The sequence below is a fragment of the Flavobacterium sp. Sd200 genome (assembly GCF_009826935.1).
In the GTDB taxonomy this organism is placed as follows: Bacteria; Bacteroidota; Bacteroidia; order Flavobacteriales; family Flavobacteriaceae; genus Flavobacterium.
The window spans coordinates 576,565-595,535 of the sequence record NZ_WUMN01000002.1 but is presented as its reverse complement, the minus strand read 5'-3'; the positions used below and the strand labels follow the sequence as shown (position 1 = coordinate 595,535).

At 41.8% G+C, this 18,971-nt stretch carries 13 protein-coding genes; 8 read left to right on the top strand and 5 right to left on the bottom strand.

Annotated features, from left to right (window positions below):
• Positions 1-140: 140 nt before the first annotated feature.
• Together GR160_RS08780 and GR160_RS08775 are read right to left on the bottom strand one after the other, a co-directional pair.
• Positions 141-749, bottom strand: coding sequence for a superoxide dismutase (locus GR160_RS08780; protein WP_160749486.1), 609 nt, complete (start codon positions 747-749; stop codon positions 141-143).
• Positions 750-922: 173 nt separating this feature from the next.
• Positions 923-1,864: a hypothetical protein gene (locus GR160_RS08775; protein WP_160749485.1), complete on the bottom strand. Its 942-nt coding sequence runs from the start codon at positions 1,862-1,864 to the stop codon at positions 923-925.
• A 105-nt stretch (positions 1,865-1,969) separates the two neighbouring features.
• On the opposite strand from GR160_RS08775, the gene GR160_RS08770 reads away from it, so the two are divergent.
• The 6 genes from GR160_RS08770 to GR160_RS08745 all read left to right on the top strand — a co-directional run bounded on the left by GR160_RS08770 (position 1,970) and on the right by GR160_RS08745 (position 12,115).
• On the top strand, positions 1,970-5,107 hold the full coding sequence (locus GR160_RS08770; RefSeq protein WP_160749484.1) for an exodeoxyribonuclease V subunit beta: 3,138 nt from the start codon (positions 1,970-1,972) through the stop codon (positions 5,105-5,107).
• A gap of 81 nt (positions 5,108-5,188) precedes the next feature.
• Entirely contained in the window at positions 5,189-5,560 is a 372-nt protein-coding gene (locus GR160_RS08765; protein ID WP_160749483.1) for a four helix bundle protein, read from the top strand.
• A 151-nt stretch (positions 5,561-5,711) separates the two neighbouring features.
• Complete coding sequence (gene kbl / locus GR160_RS08760) at positions 5,712-6,905, top strand: glycine C-acetyltransferase (protein WP_160749482.1); 1,194 nt, start codon at positions 5,712-5,714, stop codon at positions 6,903-6,905.
• Positions 6,906-7,015: 110 nt separating this feature from the next.
• Positions 7,016-8,407: an OmpA family protein gene (locus GR160_RS08755; RefSeq protein ID WP_160749481.1), complete on the top strand. Its 1,392-nt coding sequence runs from the start codon at positions 7,016-7,018 to the stop codon at positions 8,405-8,407.
• A gap of 68 nt (positions 8,408-8,475) precedes the next feature.
• Positions 8,476-11,247: a PD-(D/E)XK nuclease family protein gene (locus GR160_RS08750; RefSeq protein WP_160749480.1), complete on the top strand. Its 2,772-nt coding sequence runs from the start codon at positions 8,476-8,478 to the stop codon at positions 11,245-11,247.
• A 103-nt stretch (positions 11,248-11,350) separates the two neighbouring features.
• Positions 11,351-12,115 (top strand): amidohydrolase, encoded by a 765-nt coding sequence (locus GR160_RS08745; RefSeq protein ID WP_160749479.1) that lies wholly within the window; start codon positions 11,351-11,353, stop codon positions 12,113-12,115.
• A gap of 289 nt (positions 12,116-12,404) precedes the next feature.
• Here GR160_RS08745 and GR160_RS08740 read toward each other — a convergent pair whose 3' ends face one another.
• Both GR160_RS08740 and GR160_RS08735 read right to left on the bottom strand, forming a co-directional pair.
• Entirely contained in the window at positions 12,405-14,018 is a 1,614-nt protein-coding gene (locus tag GR160_RS08740; RefSeq protein WP_160749478.1) for an Ig-like domain-containing protein, read from the bottom strand.
• A gap of 79 nt (positions 14,019-14,097) precedes the next feature.
• The gene (locus GR160_RS08735; RefSeq protein WP_160749477.1) at positions 14,098-14,781 is read right to left on the bottom strand and encodes a ComF family protein; all 684 of its coding nucleotides are present in this window, start codon (positions 14,779-14,781) and stop codon (positions 14,098-14,100) included.
• Positions 14,782-15,104: 323 nt separating this feature from the next.
• Here GR160_RS08735 and GR160_RS08730 point away from each other — a divergent pair, with 323 nt between their 5' ends.
• Positions 15,105-16,646 carry a glycine--tRNA ligase gene (locus GR160_RS08730; RefSeq protein ID WP_160749476.1) on the top strand — a complete coding sequence of 514 codons (1,542 nt, stop codon included), beginning with the start codon at positions 15,105-15,107 and terminating at the stop codon, positions 16,644-16,646.
• 821 nt (positions 16,647-17,467) lie between these two features.
• Positions 17,468-17,938, top strand: a complete 471-nt coding sequence (locus GR160_RS08725) for a DinB family protein (RefSeq protein WP_160749475.1) — start codon at positions 17,468-17,470, stop codon at positions 17,936-17,938.
• Between the two features lie 69 nt (positions 17,939-18,007).
• Here the strand turns inward: GR160_RS08725 and GR160_RS08720 are convergent, their stop codons facing one another.
• Entirely contained in the window at positions 18,008-18,859 is an 852-nt protein-coding gene (locus GR160_RS08720; protein WP_160749474.1) for a ChaN family lipoprotein, read from the bottom strand.
• Between the last annotated feature and the right edge of the window lie 112 nt (positions 18,860-18,971).

Genomic DNA, 18,971 nt, shown 5'->3' with positions numbered 1-18,971 from the left:
GTTTTCCCTTTTTTATTTTGTATTTGATAAAATGAGGTATTTGCAAATTAAAGGCGTAGTTAGTAAAAACATAATTACGGTAATAAAAAAACGGATACCTTTCGATACCCGTTTCCTATCTAAATCTAAAAAAAAGATTCTTATTTTTCAGAAGCATAACGTCTTGCAACCTCTTCCCAGTTCACTACTTTAAAGAAAGCCTCAATATAATCAGGCCTGCGGTTTTGGTAGTTTAGGTAATAAGCGTGTTCCCACACGTCAAGGCCAAGAATAGGTGTGCCTTCGCCACCAATTTCAGGCATTAGCGGGTTGTCCTGGTTAGGAGTTGCCACTACTTCAAGTTTGCCGCCTTTAAGCACAGTTAACCATGCCCATCCAGAGCCAAACTGTGTTGCAGCTGCTTTTGCAAATTTTGCTTTAAACTCTTCAAAAGAGCCAAACGCTTTGTCTATAGCTTCTTCAAGTTCGCCTGTAGGCTCGCCGCCACCTTTTGGAGAAAGTACTGTCCAGAAAAGGTTGTGGTTGTAAAAACCACCGCCGTTGTTACGTACAGCAGCATTGCTAAGGTCAAGGTTTAAAAGAATGTTGTCTATAGTTTTGCCCTCAAGGTCGGTGCCGGCAATGGCAGCGTTAAGGTTTGTAGTGTAGACATTGTGGTGCTTAGTATGGTGAATTTCCATAGTTTTAGCATCAATATGCGGTTCAAGGGCGTCGTATGCGTAAGGTAGTTTTGGTAATTCAAAAGCCATAGTATAGTCCGTTTAAAAGATTAATATTAATTTTAATTCAAATTTACAGATTTTACGGTTTATAAAAAATAAGAATTTGTTATTATTTGAGGGGGTAATTAGAGAAATTGATTGTGAGGCATTTATTTATACACAAAAATTTTAAGCGCATAACGTTGCCTTTTTAGAAAATATCAATGATTTTTCTCTACAAGGCTCACAAACTCATCAATAACCTTTTTTCGTTCAATTTCGTTATTGTGTTTAAATTCTAACTCTTTCTGTATTTTTAACAGGTTTTCCATTTCAGGCGAATTGTTCAAATGTTTGAGCCTTGCCATAAAATCCCATGCACACCAATATTTATTAGGGCTTAATGTTTTAAGTTTCTCAAGGAGTACAGTGTCTATTTCTTTTTGATTTTCCTTATATACCAGGTCTGATAAACCGAAATCATGATAGTTGAAATCTAAAGAAGACAGGAATGCCTCCTTTAGTTTTGCTTTTTGCGCTGCATTGAGGTATGAACCAAAAGTAGGGTCGGTATCATGTGAATAAGATGACATAAAATCGCTCCCCGGGCTTAACTCAAAAACACCTTCCCAACAGGTTACAGGATTTTCAGAACATTTTACCAACCATTCTACTGTTTCATTTTTTTGTGAGGTTGAGTTGGATATTTTTAAGATGTCCTGCATTTCAAGTATCCTGCTTTTGTAAATTTTAATTCCGACGGAGTCTAAAGTTTTTGCGCCATACGATAGGGCATGCGTAGTATATCCTTTTTGTGTGACATCTAAAAAAACTAGCACCGTTGTTTTTTCATAATACCTTGCCGGTGCAGGACAAACCATATTAGGGGTAAAAGGAATTTCTATTGTATCGTTATAAACATTACCCTGTAAAACCTCTGAAATTACGATACGAGCATAACTGTAATTAGTATAACTGATGTTCTTCTTTCTCTTTTTAGGTGTTTCCTTTTTATAAACCTTAATTACATTTCCAACAATAATAGCGTCACTTTCAATAACTAATTTTCTGAGAGGCCGTGGCGAAATAGGGTATGATGTAGCATGGACATCAACACAGATGATGCATAGCAGGGATAGTAAAAGTCTTAAAGTTGTACTCATAACAATCAGATAATAACCAAATTTACTGAAATTTATTATTCACACATAAGTTTTATCCCTCGTGACTTAAGTTAAAATCACCCCGCTTTCCCCTATATTTGTTATATGCAAAAAACAGCCTTTTCTATCTACAATGCCTCGGCAGGTTCGGGCAAAACCTTTACGCTTGTAAAAGAATATTTGCGTATATTGCTGCAATCGCCTACCGATGATGCCTACCGCCGCATACTGGCCATTACCTTTACCAACAAGGCCGTAGAGGAAATGAAAAACCGCATTGTGCTCAACCTGTCTGACTTTGCAAAAGACGAAACCTCAGAGCGTGGCCTTGTGCTTATGAAAATCCTTGCGGCAGAAACAGGCCTGTCCATAGCTACAATAAAAGATAAATCGCGTGCCATAATAAAAAACATCATTCACAACTATGCCGCGTTCGATATCAGTACCATAGACCGTTTTACGCACAAGGTTATCCGTGCCTTTGCGCACGACCTTAAACTCTCGGTCAATTTTGATGTGTCGCTCGAAACCGACAGCCTTTTGCAGGAGGCCGTAGATGCCGTGATTGCCAAGGCGGGAGACGATGAGGTGCTTACACAGTTGCTTGTTGATTTCTCTTTAGATAAAACCGACAACGACAAAAGCTGGGACGTTACCCATGAGCTATTTAATACCGGACGCCTGCTGGTAGACGAAAATAACCGCAATGAGCTGGCACAGTTTGAAAACACCACCATCGACGATTTTTTATTGATCCGCGAAAAGCTGCGTCAAAACGTAGAGGCACTCGAAGCTGAAAGCATTGCGTTAGGTCACCAAATGAACGATATTTTACAAGCCAATGGTGTAGACCCAAAGTCGTTTTCGCGTGGCACGTTTACCAACCATATTGATTATATACGTAACAACGACCTTAAACCTACCCATAAAAAATATTATGAGGCGGCAGAGGTTGCCATTAACAAAACCGCCAAAGACAGGGACGTTATAGAAGGCCTGCTGCCCGATTTACTCGGCCTGCTTAAAAAGGTGTACAAAAACTATGAGCGTAAAAACTTTTATACGGCTTTCCTTAAAAATATTACGCCACTCTCGCTCTTAAACTCCATAGGGCAGGAACTTAAACGCATACAGGAGGAGCAGAATGTATTGTCGATATCAGAGTTTAATGCCATTATACACAAAGAGATACAAAACCAGCCCGCGCCCTTTATTTATGAAAGGTTGGGCGAGCGCTACCGCCACTTTTTTATAGACGAGTTTCAGGACACCTCGCAAATGCAGTGGCATAACCTCATTCCGCTTATAGACAATGCCCTTGCGGGCGAAGACCCGTTGCTTGGCCCCGGTTCGTTGCTGCTGGTAGGCGACCCCAAGCAGTCTATCTACCGCTGGCGCGGGGGCAGGGCTGAGCAGTTTATAGAACTGGGTAAACCGGAATTTAATCCGTTCTCTAACCCTGATAAAAACACGCTGCAACTCGATACCAACTATCGCAGCTATAGCGAGGTTATTGGGTTTAATAATGAGTTTTTTTCCGGTATTGCAAACGAGTTTGGCAATACCGATTATAAAGATATGTATGCCGCCAGTGCGCAGTTAATAAATGAAAAAGCGGGCGGTTATGTAAACATATCGTTCCTGCCGGAACTTGAACAGGATGAAGAAGCTGAAGAGATAGATAAAAACGATCTGTATCTTGCTGCCACACTAACTACCATTAACAAAGCGCGCAGCCACGGCTTTTTATATAAAGATATTGTGTTGCTTACCCGCAAAAGGCAGCCGGGGGTGTTGCTGGCCAATTATCTTACAGAGAATGGCGTGCCCATACTGTCGTCGGAAACATTGCTTATAGAGAATGCTACCGAGGTTAAACTCATCATCAACCTGTTACGCTATCTTAAAAGCAACGAGAACAAAGAGGCCAAGGCACATTTTTTATATTTTGCCGCAAGCCAGACCAACTTTGGCAGGCACGATTTTATTGCCGAAGGCATGGAACAGCCTACAGAAGATGCCCTCGAAACCTTTTTGGCAGCACACAACATACACATTTCGTTTAAAAACTGCCGTAAAAAGTCGCTGTATGAAGCGGTGGAAACTATTGTAGATGCGTTTATTAAGCAAAAGAGCAACCAAAGTTATGTGCAGTATTTTCTTGACCTTGTGCTGGAAAGGGATATTAGAACACTGAGCAGCATTGCCGACTTTTTAGAATACTGGGATAACAATGGCTCTAAATTCAGCATCCCCTCGCCCGAAGGGAACGATGCCGTTCGCATTATGACCATACATAAAAGCAAGGGGCTGGAGTTTCCGGTAGTGATCTTTCCTTTTGCTGAAGAAGATTATGCACGCTCGCAGCGCGACAAAATGTGGCTGGAACTGGACGACGACACCCTGAAAATAGAAAAAGCCCTTATTGATACCAGCAAAGCCGTTGCCGAATATGGCGAAAAAGCAGCCGAACTGTATTTTATAAAAAGCCAGGAAGAATTGTTGGATAATATAAACATACTCTATGTGGCGCTTACACGTGCCGAAGAACAACTGTATATTATCTCTAACCGTAATTTTACTGCTAAAGGAGAGCTGACTAATAATATGTCGTCTTACTTTATAAAATACCTTATTAATAAAGGGATGTTTAACAACGCGGTGGCAGAGTATGAATTTGGCAGCCCGCAACGCCTCTCGGCTGCTGAAGAACACACCAAAGAGCAGCATGTAATTAAGGTAGTAAAAGAGCATTTTAATCCGCGGGCGGTTAAAATTGCGCAGCGCGAAGCCTTAATGTGGGGTAACTCTCAGGCGCAGGCCATAGAGTTTGGTAACGTTACCCACGAAATACTGTCCTACATAAAAACAGCCAATGATGTAGATTTAGCACTGACTAAAGCCATAGAAAATGGCCTTATTGTGCATTCGCAAAGAGAACAGGTAGAGCAAACGCTTAAAGCTGTTGTGCTGCATCCTGACCTTGAACTGTTTTTTGCTGACGACAATATTATATTTAACGAGCAAAGCATTATTGCTCCCAACATGCCAAACATTAAACCCGATCGTGTGGCTATTAATGGCAATCAAGCCTATTTACTGGATTATAAAACGGGGCAGCATCTTAATAAATACGAAAAGCAGTTGCAGGGCTACGAGTTTTCATTAAAACAAATGGGACTTGATGTTGTAAAGAAAGCTATTGTATATATAGGAGAAAAGATTGAGGTGGTGAATGTTTAATAGCAGTCGCAGTTTACAGTCACAGTTTTCAGAGCTGTGATGGATAGATTTAAACATTAGTAAACAGTAAATATATGTTACATGGATTTTAGGGAATTAATAGCCTATCAAAAAGCTTTTGATTTATCAATGGAAATTTTTCAATTGTCGAAATCGTTTCCATCTGATGAAAGATATTCTTTAACCGATCAGATTCGAAGATCCTCAACGAGTGTTTGCGCAAATATTGCCGAGGCTTACAGAAAACGCAGATATATGAATCATTTTATAAGTAAGCTTACTGATAGCGATGCAGAAAATTCTGAAACTAATGTGTGGTTAGAATTTTCTCTTAAATGCGGTTACATTTCTCAGGAAAAATATTCAGACCTTTACAACCGAAACAATGAAGTGGGAAAAATTATAAATTTTATGATAAACAATCCTGCAAGATTTGGATGCTCAATAAAATAAAGAACAACAACTAAATATAAATTTCGCAAAGCGTTTAAGTTTTAATTGATGGGGACTTAAGTTCAACCACTTGCAAATTCTGAAGCAAATGTGACTGAATACTTAGGGTTTCAAACTGAAAACTGCGACTGCGACTGAAAACTTTTTAACTATGTACGGAAAGATTAAACAACACCTTGCCGCTGAACTTGAAACTATCAAAGAAAACGGCTTATACAAAACAGAGCGCATTATAGCATCGCCGCAGGATGCCGAGATAACCCTGACGACCGGCGAAAAGGTACTGAACTTTTGTGCCAATAACTATCTTGGGCTATCATCACACCCCGAAGTGATACAGGCTGCAAAAGACGCGCTTGATACGCACGGTTTCGGTATGTCATCAGTTCGTTTTATATGCGGAACGCAGGATATACACAAACAGCTTGAGGCAGCCGTTGCTAAATTTTATGGTACCGAAGACACTATATTATATGCCGCAGCTTTCGATGCAAACGGTGGTGTGTTCGAGCCATTGCTTGGCGAAGAAGATGCAATTATCAGCGATAGCCTTAATCATGCTTCTATTATAGATGGTGTGCGCTTGTGTAAAGCAGCCCGCTACCGCTATGAGAACAGCAACATGGACGACCTTGAGCAGCAGCTTATAAAAGCCAACGAGGCAGGCCATAGGTTTAAGATAATTGTTACAGATGGTGTGTTTAGTATGGATGGCCTTGTGGCTCCGTTAGACAAAATATGCGACCTTGCCGATAAATATGACGCTCTTGTAATGGTAGACGAATGCCATGCCGCAGGTTTTATTGGAGCAACAGGCAAGGGCACACTTGAGGCTAAAGGCGTTATGGGCCGCGTAGATATTATAACCGGAACGTTTGGCAAAGCACTTGGAGGTGCCATGGGTGGCTATACTACAGGAAAAAAAGAGATCATCGAAATACTAAGGCAGCGTTCAAGGCCTTATTTGTTTTCCAACTCACTTGCGCCATCAATAGTAGGGGCATCGTTAAAAGTATTTGAGCTTTTAGAGAAAGATACTACCCTGCGCGATAAACTGGAGTGGAACACCAATTACTTTAAAGAGGGAATGAAAAAAGCAGGCTTTGATATTATAGATGGCGATTCTGCTATTGTACCGGTAATGCTTTATGATGCAAAGCTGTCTCAAAACATGGCAAACGAACTTTTAAAGCGCGGAATTTATGTTATAGGATTTTTCTTCCCTGTAGTTCCAAAGGAAAAAGCAAGAATAAGAGTACAACTTTCGGCGGCTCATACAAAGGATCATCTTGATGCGGCAATAGCCTCATTTATAGAGGTTGGCAAAATATTAAGTGTAATTTAACTATATTTTGGGGGGATTCGTAAGACATTTTGTACTAAAACGTTTTGCTGTTATTTTTTAACACTGTAATTTTGCTTCATATAACCTATATGTAATTTAAACAAAAAAGTATGAAACATCTAAACAAACTATTCGTTGCTGCCCTTATGGCAGTGGGTCTGAACGCCCACGCGCAGAACGAAGACAACCCTTGGGCTATATCCTTTGGTGTTAATGCGGTAGATACCCGTTTTGGTGCTGCGTCTAAATTTGAAGATCAGTTTGGTAACTTCTTCAATGCAAAAGACAACTGGAACATTCTTCCATCAGTATCTTACTTAAACGTATCAAGGGCTATTGGCAACAACCTTTCAGTAGGTGTTACAGGATCTGTAAACAAAATAGACAAATTGGTTAGCCGCGTTCCTGGTACTCAGGAGTACGTAGTAACTAACCCTGGCGATGTTACTTACTATGGCGTAGACGCTATTGTTAAGTATGGCTTTTTAACTAAAAGCTGGTTTAACCCTTATGTACACCTTGGTGGTGGTTACACTTGGTTAGACGAGCAGGGTAACGGTACACTTAACGGTGGTCTTGGTATCAACTTCTGGTTCTCAGAAAATGTTGGTCTTACAGTACAAACTACTTACAAACATACATTCGAAGATCAGGCTGAAGCTAACGTGCCAAGGCACATGCAGCATTTTGCAGGTCTAACCTTTAGGTTTGGCGGTAAAGATACAGACGGTGACGGTATCTATGATAAAGACGATGCTTGTCCAGAAATCGCTGGTCTAAAACAATTCCAGGGATGTCCTGATACAGACGGTGACGGTATTCCTGATAAAGATGACGCTTGTCCTGAAGTTGCAGGTCTTGCTGAGTTCCAGGGATGTCCTGATACAGACGGTGACGGTGTAACTGATGCAGCTGACGCTTGTCCTACAGTAGCAGGTCTTAAAGAACTTAAAGGTTGTCCTGACGGAGATGGCGACGGTGTTGCAGATCAGGATGATAAATGTCCTACAGTTGCTGGTCCTAAAGAAAACGGCGGATGCCCATGGCCAGATACAGATGGCGACGGTGTACTTGACAAAGATGACCTATGTCCATCAGTAAAAGGTACTGCTGCTAACCGTGGTTGTCCTGAAGTAACTGAAGAAGTTGTAAAACGTCTTAACGAGTATGCAAGAACTATCCTGTTCAACAGTGGTAAAGCTTCATTCAAAGAAGAAACTATGCCGGTACTTGCTGCTATGTTAGCTATATTCAAAGAATATCCAAACGCTAGCTTCAGCATCGAAGGTCACACTGACAGCGATGGTAGCAACAAACTAAACCAAACTTTATCTGAGAACAGGGCTGCTGCCGTTAAAAACTTCTTAGTAGAGAACGGTATTGCTGCTGACAGGCTAACATCTACAGGTTTTGGTGAAACTAAACCAATTGCATCTAACAAAACTGCAAAAGGTAAAGCTCAAAACCGTAGGGTTGAAGTAAAACTTGTTAAAACAAACTAAGTTTTAAAGCTTTAAAATAAATACAGAAAACGCCTCCGATTTCCGGGGGCGTTTTTTATTTTTATAGCATGGCACACCAAACATTTCTCGACAGGCTAAGCACGCAGATAATAACCGATTATGGTAATAACCTTGCAAATATTACCATTGTATTGCCCAATAAGAGGGCACGAATATTTTTGCTTGAGGCTTTAAAAAAGCAAATACAGGGCACTGTGTTTGCCCCTACCATTACCAGTATAGAAGATTTTATACAGGATGTGGCGGGTATTCGGTCTATAGATGCCATAGATTTGCTGTTTGAGTTTTACAGTACCTATCTTGGCCTTACCCCTAAAGAAAAACAACAGCCGTTTGACACCTTTGCCAACTGGGGCAAAACCCTCCTGCAGGACTTTAACGAAATAGATCGCTATCTGCTCAATTCGGCTCATGTTTTAACCTATTTGGAGAACATTCAGGAGATAGAACACTGGGCTGTAGATACAGATAAGCGCACCCCAATGATAGAAAGCTATCTGGAGTTTTGGAAACTGTTGCCGTCTTATTATAATACTTTTTATGCCCACCTGCTGCAAAAAGGTGTGGGTTATCAGGGGCTTATATACAGGGAGGCTGTAAACAACATCAACCATTTTAGCAACGTTCATAAAGGCACGCTTGTTTTTGCAGGCTTTAATGCTTTAAATGCTGCCGAAGAAAAAATTATACAGCACCTGCTTTCATTAGGGCAGGCAAAAGTGTACTGGGATATAGACTACACCTTTCTCTCTGACCCTTATCACGATGCAGGGCTCTTTATAAGGCGTTTTAAAAAAGAATGGAAGCAGTATGCCTTTCAGGATTTTGAATGGATCAGCAACAACTTTAGCGAACCTAAGAACATACAAATAATTGGTACGCCCAAAACGGTGGGTCAGGCAAAAATTGCAGGAGAAATTATAGAGCAGCTTCAAAACAACGGCCACAGTCTTGACAAAACCGCACTGGTGCTGGGCGAAGAAAACCTGCTCATACCCATGCTGTACAGCCTTCCGGCAAATGTGGGTAGCCTTAACATAACCATGGGCTATGGTAGCCGCAACAACCCGGCGCAAATATTGGTGCAAAAGCTCTTTAAAATGCATACCAACGCCATTAACCGAAATGAAAAAAGTTATACACTGTACTATCGCGAGGTGTTAGATATACTCACACATCCGTTGGTAGAACCCTATGCAAAGGCTTCGAAGCTGGTAGATACCATAAACCGTAATAACATAACGTTCTTTTCGCTGGCTAAACTGTTTGAAATTCAGGGCAATGCCACGCCGTTCTTTAAACTGCTTTTTGACAGGTGGGATACCACAGCAGGCCATATATTGCAAAGGCTTAGCAGTATAATGCTGGAACTGAAGTCCTACTTAAGCAACGATAACGAAGAGGACAAAATAGCAAAGGCATTTTTATATTCCATCTTTAAAGTGCTGAACAAGCTTACCAACTATCAGGAAGCGCACCCGCATATGGACAGCCTGCCGGTGTTGCATGCCATTTACAAACAGGTAATAGACCTTGCCGAAGTTTCGTTTGAAGGCGAACCCCTGAGCGGATTGCAGGTAATGGGAGTGCTCGAAAGCCGTGTGCTTGATTTTGAAAATGTTATTATTACCTCTATGAACGAGGGCAAGTTTCCATCGGGCAAAACACAAAATTCATTTATACCGTTTGATGTTAAACGCGAGTTCGGACTGCCTACCTACAAAGAAAAGGATGCCATTTACAGTTACCACTTTTACCACCTGCTCATGCGGGCAAAAAATGTGTATTTGCTGTATAACACCGAGAGCGAAGGGCTTGATGCAGGAGAGCGCAGCCGTTTTTTAACCCAGCTCGAAATAGAGAAACAGCCAGCACACAACCTCAGCAGTGTTATATATAATGCCCACCTGCCCGAAAAAGCCTATGAGCCTATGGAGGTTGCCAAGACCGAAAAGGTTATGGCAAGGCTGCACGAAATTGCTACGGTAAAAGGGTTTTCGCCATCGGCATTAACCGGATATCTGCGCAACCCAATGCAGTTCTATTATCAGCGCATATTGCGCATTAGCGAGGCCGATGAGGTTGAAGAGAGCATCGCCCTAAACACACTGGGTACCATTATACACGGTGCATTAGAGGAGCTGTACAAACCTGTATTAGGCAAATTTTTAACCACTCAGGATATAGACAGTATGGCGACACTTGCCGATGCCGAGGTTATGAACCAGTTTGTAAGTGTTTATAAAGAAGGTGAAATTAAAAAAGGGCGCAACCTGTTGGCCTTTGAAGTTGCCAAGCGCAACGTGCATAATTTTTTAAAGCTCGAAAAAAAGGGAATTACAGAAGGGGATGCCGTTAAGGTATTGTTCTTGGAGCATCAGTTCCGAAGGGAGCTTACAGACGGTGCACTGCCTTACACAGTAGTAATATCGGGTAATATAGACCGGGTGGAAGAACGCAATGGGCGCATTCGCATTACCGATTATAAAACCGGAAAGGTAGAAAAAAATAACGTTACGCTTAAAAACTGGGACGGACTTACGGCTGATTATAAGAACGATAAAATAATCCAGCTGTTGTGCTATGCCTTTATGTATGAGCAGCATGCTAACGGACTCGAAATGGAGGCAGGTATAATATCGTTTAAAAACATGAAGAGCGGTTTTATGGGCTTTAGTTTTAAAGATGGTTTTGACCGATCGGCTGCAGTGCAGGATGTTGTAGATGCTGCTATGCTCCAAAATTTCAGGACACAGCTTGTAGTGCTCATCAACGAAATACTGAATGCCGAAATAGCGTTTACTGAAGAGATAAGATAGATTGTTGTATGATTTTCTTTGTGAATCTCTACGGAAAATCTCTGCTTGTCTCTGTGTAACAATAAAACACAAATCAGTATTTTTATAACTTTAAATAAAAAGTATGAATATCTCTATTATACAAACATCGCTTGTGTGGGAAAACCCGCAGGCAAACCTTGATAATTTTACACAAAAAATAGCAGCGATCAAACAGGGTACCGACCTCATCGTTCTACCCGAAATGTTTGCTACAGGATTTACGATGAATCCTTCGGCAGTTGCCGAGAACGAAAACGGGGCATCGGTTGCCTGGATGAAAAAAACTGCTGCGGCAAACAACTGTGCGGTAACCGGTAGTTTGGTAATAGAAAAGGATGGAAAATATTACAACCGCCTGTTTTTTGTACTGCCCGATGGCGAAGTAAAAACCTACAACAAGCGCCACCTGTTTTCGTTTGCAGGTGAAGATAAATTTTATACTGCCGGAACCGAAAAACTTATAGTAGAGTATAAAGGCTGGAAGATATGCCCGTTGGTGTGTTATGACCTGCGTTTTCCTGTTTTTGCGCGTAATGTGGAAGAATATGACCTGCTGCTGTATGTTGCCAACTGGCCCCAAATTCGCACCCTTGCGTGGGACAGCCTACTGCGTGCACGTGCCATTGAGAACCTTAGCTATGCCATTGGAGTAAACCGTGTGGGAGTAGATGGTAATGGCCATGCCTATAGCGGTCACAGCCAGGTTATAGATGCGTTAGGTGCTTATATTACTGAACCTTTTGAAACGGATGACGTAGTAACCGTTGTTCTTGATAAAGATGCATTGCTGGAAACCCGTAAAAAGTTTGCCTTTTTAAATGATAGGGATGATTTTAAGTTGATCTAAACATGTACTGATTCATGTTGCAGGATATAAAGTTTAGATAGATTCCTCAATTCCTCTGTGACGAACCCGGAATGGAAGAACCCTATTTGAGTGCGTTATTCCATTTTGAGCGTAGTGCAACGAAGTCGGAAAATCTCTATAGTAATTTAATAAATAGCCCTTTACCTCGCATGACGGTTCGGTATATTCAGTGCAGTTTCTTCAGTAGAGACGCTACGCATTGCGTCTCCGTAAAAAAGTGCTATTTTGACCACATTGCCATGATTCTGAATGCCTAACCAAAGCCATGTTATCCCCCGGCCGGGAAAGGCTGTTCTACATCCCAGTTGGCGCGTACATCTATTTCTTTAGGGAAATAAATTACCTCTTCAGGTTGAATTTTATTCAGATAGTCTCCCGTATCCCATTCGCGGTTCTTATTGTCGTCATAAATAATACGCAATACATATTTGCTTGGCATTACGGCGTCAAAATAGATTTTGGTCTCGCTTTCGGTGTAATGGCTTGCATAGACTTTTCCTTTAGCATCGGTAATTTCAACAATTGCAGGAAAACGCTTTACATTTTCGAGGTTTACCTGTAGATTGCCATAATCGGCATAGCTTCGGGTGGTTAGTTTATAATTCAGGGTGTCGTTAGCTTTACCATAAAAATCGGTCATTGCACCCGGCATCATCACAAAATTATATTTTTGGTTTTCGTCTTTCTTAAAGTCAAAAACCAGTTCGTTATTAAAATCGTCATACTTGTGTGTAAAAGGCACAGCAATAGAGTCTTTATCTACAAGCGTAATTTTAGACGCATCTATGTTAACCAGTGGTGTAGAAGGATTGAGTGTAAACTTCTCCCTAAAGTGCAGTCCGCCCCTTTGAACAGCATCAACAGTAAGCGAGTCGGCAGCCTTCATTTCTTTTATCTTCACTACAAAATCGTTCACCACATCATTCTTGGTCACCTTTACCTGTAGCGAATCTTTTACCTCGCGCGGCAGCCATACTTGCAGTGAATCTTTTCCGCGCATGGTTGTAACTGTGGTGGCAAGGCTGGTAGTTCCGGTGCCGTTTTTAACATCTACCTTTATGCCTTTAGGGTCTTTGCCTTCATATCCTAAAAACAGCCTGTTAGACGATGCCTGTGTGGGTTTTACGGCTTTGTAACGCCCTTTTTCTTTAAACAGTTTTAGCTGATGTAAAGTGTCTGACGGAACAGTAATGGTCTTATTTAAGAACGCAAGCTTATCGGTCTTAGGGTTAAAGAGGTAGTTGCTCCCCACATCTTTAAGTGCAAACAGGTGATATTTTCCGGCTTTAAGGTTTTGCAGCGAGAACACCACAGCGCTGTCTAAAGTGTTGGTAACATAGCGTGGCTTTTGTTTGTATATGGTACTGTCGTTAAAGGTTTCGTTAGCCTCATAGAGCATTACGGTCACAAAATTATCGTTCTCGCGGTTGTAGGCGTCTTTAATGCTGCCGGATTGCGAGAGCGAATCAATATAGCTTCCTGTAGAAAATATAAACCTGAACTGAGAGTAGGGGTTGCCCTCATTGTTATCGGTAATGCTTTGCCCAAAGTTAAAACTGTAGGTAGTATTAGGCTGTAAGGTATCTTTAATGCTTATTTTTATAAACTTGCTGGCCGATCCTGCCGGCATAATAAACGGCTGGTTTTTTAGTGGTGGGGAGATGATAAGCTGTTTGTTTACATCTTTTATTTTTACATACTCATCAAAATCAATACGGATCTCGCTGCCTGTAAAGTTGGTACTCATATTTTTGGGCGTACTCTTTACTATCGTGGGAGGGATGGTGTCTTTTAAACCTCCGGTAATGCTGCCTCTTTTTGCACAGCTTGTAATGGCCACACAAAGGCCTATAATAAAAATAAGTAGTTTAGACTTTGGCATACAGTTTATTTTCACCCTACAAAATAACGATTATATTTAATGCTACCGAAATGTTTTTTACCTAAGAACCCTTTTAAACTTAAGAATGGGCATAGGCAATGGTAACAATGCTGAGTTTAGCCCCCGGAATTTGCAACAGTAACTTTCCGCAGGCTTCGAGAGTTGCTCCGGTTGTAATAACGTCGTCTACCAGTAAAAAGTGTTTGTTGTGGTGCACATCATTATAATTAACCGCAAAGGCACTGTTAATAATGCCTGCACGAAGTTCGCGGTTTTTAAGGGTTTGGGTTTTATTGTAGGTGTTTCGCAGTAAAACATCATCAGTATAAGCAACACCCAGTATGGCGGCTATGGTCTTTCCAAATTCGGTAACCTGGTTGTAGCCACGTTCGCGTAGTTTTTTAGGATGCAGGGGCACGGGGATGATGTCTGTCACGCTTTGCAGGGCAGGTACGCTTTTAAGTTGTGGTGCATACAGGCTGCCCATTAAACCGCCCACCTGTTGCTGCCCCCTGTATTTTAAATTATGAACAAGCTCCTGAACGATGCCCTCTTTATGAAAATACAGCAGTGCCGACGAATGCTCTAAAGGCAGCCGTCCATAAAACCGTTTAGTCGTTTCGTTTTGGCTGTCTAAATGATGCCGGGTAAAAGGCAGTTCGTGCCTGCATGTGGTGCACACTACGGGTTCGCCTTCAAGCAGCAGTGCATCGCAACCTGCACAGGTAGCAGGAAAGAACAGATTTACAAGGCTTTTAAACATGAAGGGTTTTTAGTTGCGCTAATATAGAAAATATTTGGTTTCTGATTTGCCCGCTATGCCATAGAGATATCTGGAGAAATGAAGTTTGCCATTTAGTTGCGGGAAGACTAAACGTAATAATGACTTCGAATCTTAAGTTGCGGCTGATCAGGACGATCATGTCTTTTGGGGGCAAGCCAAAGGCTATATCTTAATTTCCTTTTGTTGATGGTAAAGTTGCCTTTGTGTATCTCTGTGGTATAACCCAAAAAGCGTAGCGTAAAGAAGGTAAATTTTCTTAACAAATTATACACCACAATAATCCCTTTTTATATTTTTGCAGCATGGCAAAACAAGAAGATCAATTTAAGAACGTTATCTCGCACGCAAAGGAGTACGGATACATATTTCAGTCGAGCGAAATTTATGATGGTTTAAGTGCAGTGTATGACTATGGTCAGAACGGTGCCGAACTAAAAAAGAACATCCGCGAATACTGGTGGAAAAGCATGGTGCAAATGCACGAAAACATTGTGGGTATAGATGCCGCAATTTTTATGCACCCTACCACCTGGAAAGCCAGTGGCCACGTAGATGCTTTTAACGACCCGCTTATTGATAACAAAGACAGTAAAAAGCGCTTTAGGGCCGACGTGCTTATTGAGGATTATGCCGAAAAGCTGAACCAGAAAGCACAAAAAGAAATAGAAAAAGCACGTGCCAAATATGGCGATGCCTTTAACGAAGAAGAGTTTAAGGCTACCAATGCACGCACCAAAGAATATTTAGAGCGCAAAGATGCCATACTGCAACGCATGGCGCGCAGCCTTGAAACAGAGAATCTGGCCGATGTAAAAGCCCTTATTGAAGAGCTTGAAATTGCCGACCCCGATACAGGCTCTAAAAACTGGACCGATGTGCGCCAGTTTAACCTTATGTTTGGCACCAAGCTGGGCGCTGAGGCTGCCAATGCTATGGACCTGTATCTGCGCCCGGAAACGGCACAGGGTATTTTTGTAAACTTCCTTAACGTGCAGAAAACCGGCAGGATGAAGGTTCCGTTTGGTATTGCACAAACCGGTAAGGCGTTCCGTAACGAAATCGTTGCACGCCAGTTCATCTTCCGAATGAGGGAATTTGAACAAATGGAAATGCAGTTTTTTGTACAGCCTGGCAAAGAAATGCAGTGGTATGAATACTGGAAAGAAACCCGTTTAAAATGGCACCTTTCGCTTGGATTGGGCAAACAAAATTACCGTTTCCACGACCACGAAAAGCTTGCGCACTATGCCAACGCTGCTGCCGATATTGAGTTTAACTTCCCGTTTGGCTTTAAAGAGCTTGAGGGTATTCATAGCCGTACTGATTTCGACCTTAAGGCGCACGAAGAGCATAGTGGTAAAAAACTACAGTATTTTGACCCTGAACTAAACGAAAACTATGTGCCTTATGTGGTAGAAACATCGGTAGGTTTAGACAGGATGTTCCTTGCGGTGTTCTCTACTTCGTTGAAAGAAGAGACGCTTGAGGATGGTTCTGTACGCACCGTGCTTAGTCTTCCTGCTGTATTAGCGCCAACAAAGGCTGCGGTACTGCCATTGGTTAAAAAAGACGGCCTGCCGGAAGTTGCCCGCCAAATTATAGACGACCTTAAGTGGGACTTTAATGTGGCTTATGATGAGAAAGATGCCGTTGGCCGCCGCTACCGCCGCCAGGATGCACTGGGCACACCGTTTTGTATTACGGTTGACCACCAAACGCTGGAAGACCAAACAGTAACCATTCGCCACCGCGACACCATGAAACAGGACAGGGTTGCCATCTCTGAACTGCGCGGCATTATAAACGAAGAGGTTTCGGTTAGAAACTGGCTGATGAAAATGTAATTTTATTTTTTAGATGATATATGAAACGCCTCTTTTTTAAGGGGCGTTTTTTATTACTTGGTGGGTTTCATAATTTATTCCTTTCTTCACGCACCGTCATGGCGAGGCACGAAGCCATCTGTTAACCTGATTTAAGATTTTTCGACTTCGCTGCGCTACGCTCAAAATGGAACAGCGCATCCGGCTATAAGGGTTTTCCATGTCGAATGCAGCGCAGCGGAATTGAGACATCTCTACAGTTTGTCAATACCTACAAGGTTATTAAAACCTTGCAGGAACTCGCTGTTAACCTGTAAGGTCTTTTTCTGACCTTGTAGGTTTAATTTTGCTATGAAAAATTAGATTGCTTCGTCGTTCCTCCTCGCAAAGACGGTTACGGGTACTGTGTGGTTATGCGGTGTTTTCGTCAAGCACGTCATGGCGAGGCACGAAGCCATCTGTTAACCTGATTTAAGATTTTTCGACTTCGTTGCACTACGCTCAAAATGGAACAGCGCATCCGGCTGTAGGGTTTTCCATGTCGAATGCAGCGCAGCGGAATTGAGACATCTCTACAGTTTATCAATACCTACAAGTTGTTAAAACCTTGCAGGAACTCGCTGCTAATCTGCAAGGTTTTTTTCTGACCTTGTAGGTTTAATTTTGTTATGTGGCAAATAATTAGAGGTTTTGATCGCTTCGTCTTTTCTCCTCGAGAATTTTTTACGTTCCGTATTGGTAGAGATGCAATGCATTGCGTCTAACATAATCTGTGTGTTTTTGGAGACGCATGGCAATGCGTCTCTACTTTAAAATTCCTTATCTTTATAAAAAACACCGCAATGCAATCAAACCAGTTTATAGCCAACCGCCTGCGCGAAGTTTTTCTCGACGGGAAGTGGATTGCCAACACCAATTATAAAGAACAGTTGGAGGCAACAGGATGGCAGCAGGCCACCTTAAAAGTGCACGGACTAAACACCATTGCAGCACTTACCTATCATATAAATTATTATTTGGGTGGTGTACTCAGGGTGCTTAACGGCGGTGCGCTCGATATTAGCGATAAATATAGTTTTGATGTTCCGCCCATACAATCGGAAACCGAATGGCATGTGTTGGTGTCTGAACTTCTAACCAATGCCGAAGCCTTCGTGAAGGTAGTAGAGCAGCTACCGCCCGATAGGCTGCGCGATGTTTTTGTGGATGAAAAATACAGCACTTACCACCGCAATTTAGAAGGCATTATAGAACACAGTTATTACCACCTTGGGCAAATAGTAATGCTTCGCAAAATAACAGAGCAGCTATAGAAAGGTAAGCCACTAATTGTAACAAACCATTTTTTTTTTTTGATTTATGGAAGCTGGCGGCGAAATAAATTAATAGGTTTTTGTCATATCCTCGTCTACCACAATAATAAAGTCGGCAAGATTTAGATATTCTTTTTCAAGGCTGTCAAGTTCCTTTTGGGTAACAGCAGCAATGGTAACAATACTAACGCCTGGCTTATTCTTTTTTAAATACCAGTTTATTCCCTCATAATTATCGCTGTGATATGTTCCGTTGTAGTGAATAAAAAGTGTTCCGGGCTTAAGGTTTTGGGCAATAAAATGTGCCATGGTGGCATCTTTTATAGCCTGTGCCTTTGGCAGTTTGTCTCCGCCGTGCCCACCGCCCATTGCCAGCATGTTTTTGTATCCCGGCAGGTTGGCATCATAAGCAATAGGCAAAGGGGCTATCCATGCTTTTTCTTCATCGGTTAGTTTGTCAAGTGCCTCAAATCCTTGTTTATAAACCAGGCTGGCATACCTGCGCGGAATGTTAGTGGCAATAAACGCAAGCTTTTTTTGTTTTGCAAGATCTACAAGGGGCTTATAGTCGGTTTTATGATTGTTCCACAGGCGGGCAAGAGTGTCAAAAGCTTTTTGGTCGAGTTGTCCTGCCAAATACTGGTCGAGTTGTTTTTGGTTGTCGGCCTCTATCATTTCGGCGCCAAGCACAAGTGGTTTTGCATCGGCAAGGTCTTTTGTAACCTCAAGCTGAAGCCAGTGCACCAATGCGTTGTCGTGCTGTTCGCCAAAAAGGAGCACATCGGCACCCGTAGCGGCTTTTATCAGTTTTTTATAGGTGGTTTTTTTGCCGTCTTTACTGTATAGTTGATAAGGGGTTTTATCCTGTGCATGCAGGGCTGCGGTTATAAAAAGCAGTGCCGAAAGAAAATATAGCTTCATATTTATTGATAATGATTATAAATAACACTGCTAAAGTAAGGAAGGCGGCACTAATTTCACGAATTTTCAGCAATTAATTTACTTAAAATTTAACGTGTTTATGACCTGTCAT